Annotated in this window: 5 protein-coding genes; 2 read left to right on the top strand and 3 right to left on the bottom strand. The window is 41.6% G+C overall.

What is annotated here, in order from left to right:
- Together VLN09_RS12190 and rlmF are read left to right on the top strand one after the other, a co-directional pair.
- On the top strand, window positions 1-576 hold a 576-nt coding region (locus VLN09_RS12190; protein WP_325246888.1), incomplete at its 5' end, for a LysE family transporter.
- A 65-nt stretch (window positions 577-641) separates the two neighbouring features.
- On the top strand, window positions 642-1,679 hold the full coding sequence (gene rlmF / locus VLN09_RS12185) for a 23S rRNA (adenine(1618)-N(6))-methyltransferase RlmF (protein ID WP_325246886.1): 1,038 nt from the start codon (window positions 642-644) through the stop codon (window positions 1,677-1,679).
- A gap of 113 nt (window positions 1,680-1,792) precedes the next feature.
- On the opposite strand, the gene VLN09_RS12180 is transcribed toward rlmF, so the two are convergent.
- From VLN09_RS12180 to recF, 3 genes are all read right to left on the bottom strand, one after another.
- The gene (locus tag VLN09_RS12180) at window positions 1,793-2,374 is read right to left on the bottom strand and encodes a manganese efflux pump MntP family protein (RefSeq protein ID WP_325246884.1); all 582 of its coding nucleotides are present in this window, start codon (window positions 2,372-2,374) and stop codon (window positions 1,793-1,795) included.
- Window positions 2,375-2,499: 125 nt separating this feature from the next.
- Window positions 2,500-5,115, bottom strand: a complete 2,616-nt coding sequence (gene gyrB, locus VLN09_RS12175) for a DNA topoisomerase (ATP-hydrolyzing) subunit B (RefSeq protein WP_325246882.1) — start codon at window positions 5,113-5,115, stop codon at window positions 2,500-2,502.
- 501 nt (window positions 5,116-5,616) lie between these two features.
- Window positions 5,617-6,825, bottom strand: coding sequence for a DNA replication/repair protein RecF (recF, locus tag VLN09_RS12170; protein ID WP_325246880.1), 1,209 nt, complete (start codon window positions 6,823-6,825; stop codon window positions 5,617-5,619).
- Window positions 6,826-7,110: the final 285 nt, after the last annotated feature.

Genomic DNA, 7,110 nt, shown 5'->3' with positions numbered 1-7,110 from the left:
GCCGTACACATTATCTATTCGGTGCTAGGACTGGCAACGCTGATTGCTCATTCGCAGCCATTATTGACCGCTATTAAATGGCTAGGCGGCAGCTATCTTATTTATCTGGGATGGCAAGGTATTCAAGCCAAAGCTAAAAATCCAGCAGATTTAGCAATTGCCAAAGATTCAAATGCTGGCGTTTCACAAGATGCGCTTGCTAAGCAAACTATGTTTAATCAACACACAGCGCTTTCTGATAACGCTATTTCCACTAAAAAAGTATTCAGCGACACAAGTTCTATTGCTTCCATTCTGCGCCGTGGCTTTTTTTGCAATGTCTTTAATCCCAAAGCACCAGTGTATTTCGTAGCGATATTCACCCTCGTATTATCACCCAATATCCCGCTTTGGCAATTGGCTATTTATGGTGTATGGATGATGGTCTTACAGATGGCATGGTTTAGCACGGTAGTGATGTTACTTTCTATTCCTGCCATTCATCGTCGATTCCAGCGTTTTGAGCATTGGATAGACCGCGTATTGGGTACAGCAATGATAGTATTAGGATTAAATCTTATCTTACGTAGCCGATAAGACGCTAGTAACTCGCGAAATCTGCTAAAATGGCGCATTATATTCACATATCAAAGCCTGACACTATGACCAGTAAGCCTATGAACCGTCGCCCGACCGCCAATAATCACAGAAACAGATCACCTGAGACTGCTAAAAAACTCGGTCAGCTGCATCCGCGCAATCCGCACCAAGGTCGTTATGACTTTGCGGTATTAACGCTCGCCTTACCTGAGCTTGCTAAGCATACCATCACCAATCCGAAGGGCGAGCCGACGATTAACTTCTCGGACAGTGCATCCGTGCGCGTACTTAATCAGGCATTACTGGCGCATTATTACGGTGTTAAATTTTGGGACATTCCGGAAGGCTATTTATGTCCACCGATTCCGGGACGTGCCGATTATATTCATTATATTGCCGATTTGCTTGCACAAACGACGCATGTTAATAAAGATAATACACCGCCGACTGGCAAAGAAATCCATGCCCTTGATATTGGTACCGGTGCCAGCGCGATTTACCCCATTGTTGGTAGTCAAAGTTATGGCTGGCGCTTTACCGCATCAGACATTGATCCGATATCGGTCAATACCGCAGCGCTTATTTGTGAAACCAATCCTAAGTTAAAAAGCGCCGTTAAAGTAAAGCTGCAACCTGAGCCTAAGCGCATTTTTGCTAATATCATCGGTCGCCAAGATTACTTTGATGTGGTGGTGTGTAACCCGCCGTTTCATGCCTCATTGGAAGAAGCGATGGAAGCCAATAGCCGTAAGCAGCATAATTTGCAACGACATCGTGGTAAAAATGAAAACGAACAAATCAGCCGTAGCTCAACAAAGTCTGGCAATGCAGCACAGAATCTAAATTTTGGTGGTCAGCATAAAGAGTTATGGAGTGAAGGCGGCGAGATTGCCTTTTTGACCAAGATGGCAAAAGAGAGTCAAGACTTTGCTGAGCATGTTGGTTGGTTTACTACCTTAGTATCCAAATCAGAAAACGTAAAACCTCTGCAATTGCTGTTAAAACAACTTGGCGTTGCCCAAATGCGCATCATTGAGATGAGTCAAGGTCAAAAAAGCACTCGTATACTCGCATGGCGTTTTAATACTGACGAAGAGTAAGTAAGAGTTAACGTTATAAATAATTATAGTTTCACGTGAAACAAAAAAGCACCACTTTGATTATCAAAGTGGTGCTTTTTATTATAGAAAACAAAGCCAAATAATGGTGCTTATTAACGGATAAACATGACCTTTATGCCAATAGCTATTAATACCAATCCACCAAGTATCTCAGCTTTGTCCTCAAGCCACGTTCCAGAAGACTTACCTAAATAAATGCCGAAAAAGCCAAATCCAGCGGTGATGATCGCGATGATTAAGCACGCTAGCCATGCATTAAGTGCCAGTAAATTTAAGGTAAAACCTGCTGCCAGCGCATCAATACTAGTAGCGATAGCCAATGTAAACATCATATGATGATTGATTTTTTCTTGTATGTTATCATCGAAACTGTCTTCTAGTAGCACTTCGACCTCACCATTAAATGCTTCGTATAACATCTTAGCGCCAAGCAGAATAAGGATGCCACCACCAATCCACGGTGCCGCAGTCGCTAACCAGCCTAGTAATACTGCGCCCAATAAATAACCGATTAGCGGCATCACACCTTGTGCGATACCAAAATATAACGCAGCATAAATAGCTAAACGTAGAACATAAGCAGACGATTGTTTTTGGGACTTAGCGCCCAAGCCAATTGATACCGCAAACGCATCCATTGCCAAGGCTATAGCTAGTAAAATAACTTCGATCATTTCTATATCCATTATTTAAAGCATTTATTCAATTAAGTTTCACGTGAAACAAGCTTAATGTTAAAAAACCACCGCCTTGGTTGCCAAAAGCGGTGGTTTTTCATTGATTAACAATATTATGCCATTTAGATATCTAAGTTAGAAACCGTCAACGCATTTTCTTCGATAAAGATACGACGTGGCTCAACATGATCGCCCATTAAGCAGGTAAACATATGATCTGCTGCGATAGCATCTTCGATATTGACGCGTAGCATACGGCGGTTTTCAGGATCCATAGTGGTATCCCAAAGCTGATCGGCATTCATCTCGCCCAGCCCTTTATAACGCTGAATCGCTAGACCGCGGCGCGCATCAAGCATCATTTGCTGCCATAAATAATCAAAGTCACGTACTGGAATATCTTTGGTCGTACCTGCAGTAGCTTCACGACGGATAAAAGCATCTTCATCAAGCAAGGTATTCCATTCTGCCGATAAACGCAGCAGCTTAGTATACTCACCCGAGTTGACAAAACTGCCATCAAGCAAGTAATGATGCGCCAATTGATGCACATAAACAGTGATACGTGGTAGCCATTGCGCTTTTGCGACGACTGCTTCAGCGTCAGAGCTATCACCTTTTTCAACGGCAACGACAGGTTTCATTCCTAATAAATCGGCAGCAGCGGCATCCATATTTTTAGGCTGCGGTGCATGGATATTAACCAGCTCAATCTCAGGGTTTAAGTCACTACCAAAGTGCTCAAGCTGAGTCTGTAGCGTATCTTTCCATACTTGCATCGCATCTTTATCATAGGTCATATCGGTGCTAAGTTTCGGCGTATGCGTCAATGCGTCCAATAAGATGGCTGGATAACGAATCTGTAAACGCGCTTTAATCAGCTGCGTTTGATTATAATCGTTTAATAATGTCTCTAACGCTTGACCGGTAATCGCTGGTGCATCCGCACTGATATGCAGCTTGGTATTATCAATCGTTGATGACAATAAATAGGCTTTAAGCGCTTCATCGTCTTTTAGGTACAGCTCTTGACGACCTTTTTTGACTTTATAAAGCGGTGGCTGGGCAATATAAATATAACCACGCTCAATCAGCTCAGGCGTTTGACGGAAGAAGAAAGTCAATAGCAAGGTTCTAATGTGCGAACCATCAACGTCCGCATCGGTCATGATGATGATTTTATGATAGCGAACTTTATCAGGGTTATATTCATCAGGTCCAATGCCGCAACCAAGCGCAGTAATCAAGTTACCGACTTCTTGTGAAGACAACATTTTATCAAAACGCGCGCGCTCAACGTTTAGGATTTTACCTTTTAGTGGCAAAATTGCTTGGGTTTTACGGCTACGACCTTGCTTGGCTGAGCCACCAGCAGAATCCCCTTCCACAATGTATAGCTCTGATAATGCTGGATCTTTTTCTTGGCAATCCGCCAATTTACCCGGTAGACCTGCGATATCTAAGGTAGTCTTACGACGAGTCATCTCACGCGCTTTACGAGCTGCGTCACGAGCACGCGCGGCATCAATGATTTTACCGGCAATCAATTTACCAGCGCCTGGATTCTCTTGCAGATAATCATTAAATTTATCATGCATCGCTGATTCGACAGCCGATTTTACTTCGCTTGATACCAGTTTATCTTTGGTTTGACTCGAAAACTTAGGATCTGGCACTTTAACAGATACAATAGCCGTCAAGCCTTCACGGGCATCATCACCAGTTGCAGCCACTTTCTCTTTTTTGAAGAGATTTTCGCGATCCATATAGGTATTAAGACAACGCGTGAGTGCTGAGCGGAAGCCAGATAAATGCGTACCGCCGTCACGCTGTGGAATATTATTAGTGAAGCAAAATACCTTTTCATTATAGGTATCTGTCCACTGCAATGCCACTTCGACACTAATACCATCGTCTTGATTACTGATAAAATGGAACACATCATTGATGCCATCTTTACCGGCATTGATGTAGCTGACAAACTCTGACAAACCACCTTTGTGCTCAAACTCATGACGTTTATCAATACGCTCATCGGTGAGTACAATACGTACACCCGAGTTTAAAAATGACAACTCACGTAAACGTTTGGCTAAAATATCATATTCAAAAATAGTACCGGTAAACACGTCATTGCTAGGATAAAAACGGATTTGCGTGCCAGTTTGATCTGTCGCTTCCATTTGCTGAATATCGCCATCAGGCACACCATCAGTATAAGTCTGATGATAATGATAGCCTTCACGCCAGATATTCATCTCAAGATTTTTTGACAGTGCGTTAACGACTGAAACGCCAACGCCATGCAGACCGCCCGATACTTTATAGCTGTTATCATCAAACTTACCACCAGCATGCAGTACCGTCATAATAACCTGCGCTGCAGACACACCTTCTTCTGGGTGAATATCGACAGGGACACCGCGACCATTATCCATCACGCTAACAGATTCATCTTCATGAATGATGATATCAATTTGATCACAATGGCCCGCAAGCGCTTCATCGATAGAGTTATCTACTACCTCAAAGACCATATGATGCAAGCCGGTACCATCATCGGTATCACCGATATACATACCAGGACGCACGCGCACCGCTTCTAGTCCGCGCAGTACTCGAATGTCTTTCGAGCTGTAATCAGAGGGTAATACCTCAGGAACGACAGCGGCGGCAATAGTCTCAACTGCGCTGTCTGACGTTAATTGCTGGTGGTCGGTAGGTAATGAATCACTCATGTGTATTCCTTGATCTAGCCATTATCAGCTATTTATCATCAGCTCACCACAGTGGTGATACTTAATGATGCTATCTAAAATATCGTTTTTGTACTCAGATTATGTCTTTATTACGGTTGGCTTAAGCTTTTTAAAAAAATGATAGATAGGTAAAAAACCAGATTAAAAAATACGTCAGGTTAGCACACTCTATTTAATCTATACTGCGATCATTCTTAAAACTATAAAGCTTAAAAACATTAAATTAAATCCATAACTATCAATAACTTAAGTTCTTATAATCAATAATAAAGATCTATATAAAACGGTAAGATAACTTGCTGAGAATAGGGCAAAAATAAAGCTCTATTTTAGCATTTTTTTGCCTGTAAGTCACTGTTTAGGGAACGTTTTCTGAGTAACAGAATGTGGGATAAAACGAGGATAAAACATAAAAGGAAATGGTTGCTTAAGGATGTAAAACAAGGATTAACAACGAAGATATTATTACCCTAATAAAAGCTACTGAACTGGTGAAATATCACCTTGTTTCATGTGAAACACATTAGGTTTTGACCAATATTCATTTATTAGTGGCAAAATACTGTCTGTCAAACTACTCATAAATACCTGACACGGTAGCTGTGCTAAGGTAGATAATAAAATCTCTATCGCCTTATCATCCAACTCTGCAGTGATATCATCTAGTAATACCACTGGTGTAACCCTTAGCTTAGCGTCACTGCTAGATAACTCACTATTATTTTTAGCCTTAAGCAACAATGGTAGCTGTGATAAGCGTAACGCTGTAATCAACAGCTTCTTCTCTCCGCGAGACAATATATTGGCAGCTTGCTCTTTTAAAATAGGCAGTTTCACAGTCGAATCCGCTGATAAAGGTAAATTTAAGTGCTCATTAGGCATCTGTATTGGGTTTGTAGAGCGCCAATGCACGTGAATATCAGCACGATGGTTACCGATACGGGTATAACCCAGCTGTAAATCCTGCTCTAGGCGCTCATTAAACTGTATATCGAGCGCTATACTAGTATCGTAGCCTGCTACGTAGCTTAAGCTTAATTGTTCAGCATAAGCAGGCAATAACTGTGCAATGCTCTCAGAAAAATAAGGCTGCCAAGCTTCAAATATAGCTTGACGGTAGTGATGAATCAGCGCTGCATGACTGGCAAGCCCTTTATCCCAAGCTCTGAGCTCGGCAAGCTGAACCTGAGTCAAATGACGCCGTTGTTTTAGTAAACTATTACGCTGTTTTAATAAGCGCTGATATGCAACCCACTGTGGATGAAAGCCTTGTTTCATGTGAAACACAAGCCAATCTAATAGTTGACGACGGCTGGCACTACCCTGCTCTAACATGTCCATCGTCGATGGATCTATAAGCAATGTTGGTAGCTGCTCAGTTAAGATACTTTGGTTATAAACAGTGGTTTGATTAAGGCGTAAAATGGTTGTCGCATCTGCTTGCTTTTGGATAGCTAGCGTACGACTATCATTAAGATTGGCATGCACCGTGGTAGCACTTTGATGGTGTTGAATATAACGTTTAGGCTGATGATGACGGAAGCTTTTGCCTCTTGATAACAAGAATATAGCTTCAAGTAACGAGGTTTTACCACTGCCATTAGCGCCGATAATGACGTTGCAAGCAGCAGGCGATAAATTGATATGCTTTAGATTACGCAAATGAAAGATTTGTAGACGTTCAATCATAATACCGACGGCCGCCTATTGAGCCTGATTATATATTCGCAGGCAAAAGTTCGATTAAAATTTAAAATTACAGGCTTTAAAACCTCAAAATCATCAACATATTTAAGGTTAAAACCCATAATAATTATGACTCTCAACCTTAATTATTTACCATTTAACATTTAAAGAATAAACTATATGCGCATTGGCATAATGACATACTGATGGAAGTCATCATTTAACTGATTAACCAATACCGACGCATTTGATTGACTCATATGCATTTGTAAGTCGCCTTGGATGACG

The sequence above is a fragment of the Psychrobacter sp. genome (assembly GCF_035469765.1).
Lineage (GTDB): Bacteria > Pseudomonadota > Gammaproteobacteria > Pseudomonadales > Moraxellaceae > Psychrobacter.
Note: the sequence above shows the minus strand (reverse complement) of the source record. Positions and strands in the feature narration are given on the sequence as shown.

Coding starts and splice junctions, on each gene's coding strand:
- rlmF (WP_325246886.1), top strand. CDS start 642: ATGACCAGTAAGCCTATGAACCGTCGCCCGACCGCCAATAATCACAGA.
- VLN09_RS12180 (WP_325246884.1), bottom strand. CDS start 2,374: ATGATCGAAGTTATTTTACTAGCTATAGCCTTGGCAATGGATGCGTTT.
- gyrB (WP_325246882.1), bottom strand. CDS start 5,115: ATGAGTGATTCATTACCTACCGACCACCAGCAATTAACGTCAGACAGC.
- recF (WP_325246880.1), bottom strand. CDS start 6,825: ATGATTGAACGTCTACAAATCTTTCATTTGCGTAATCTAAAGCATATC.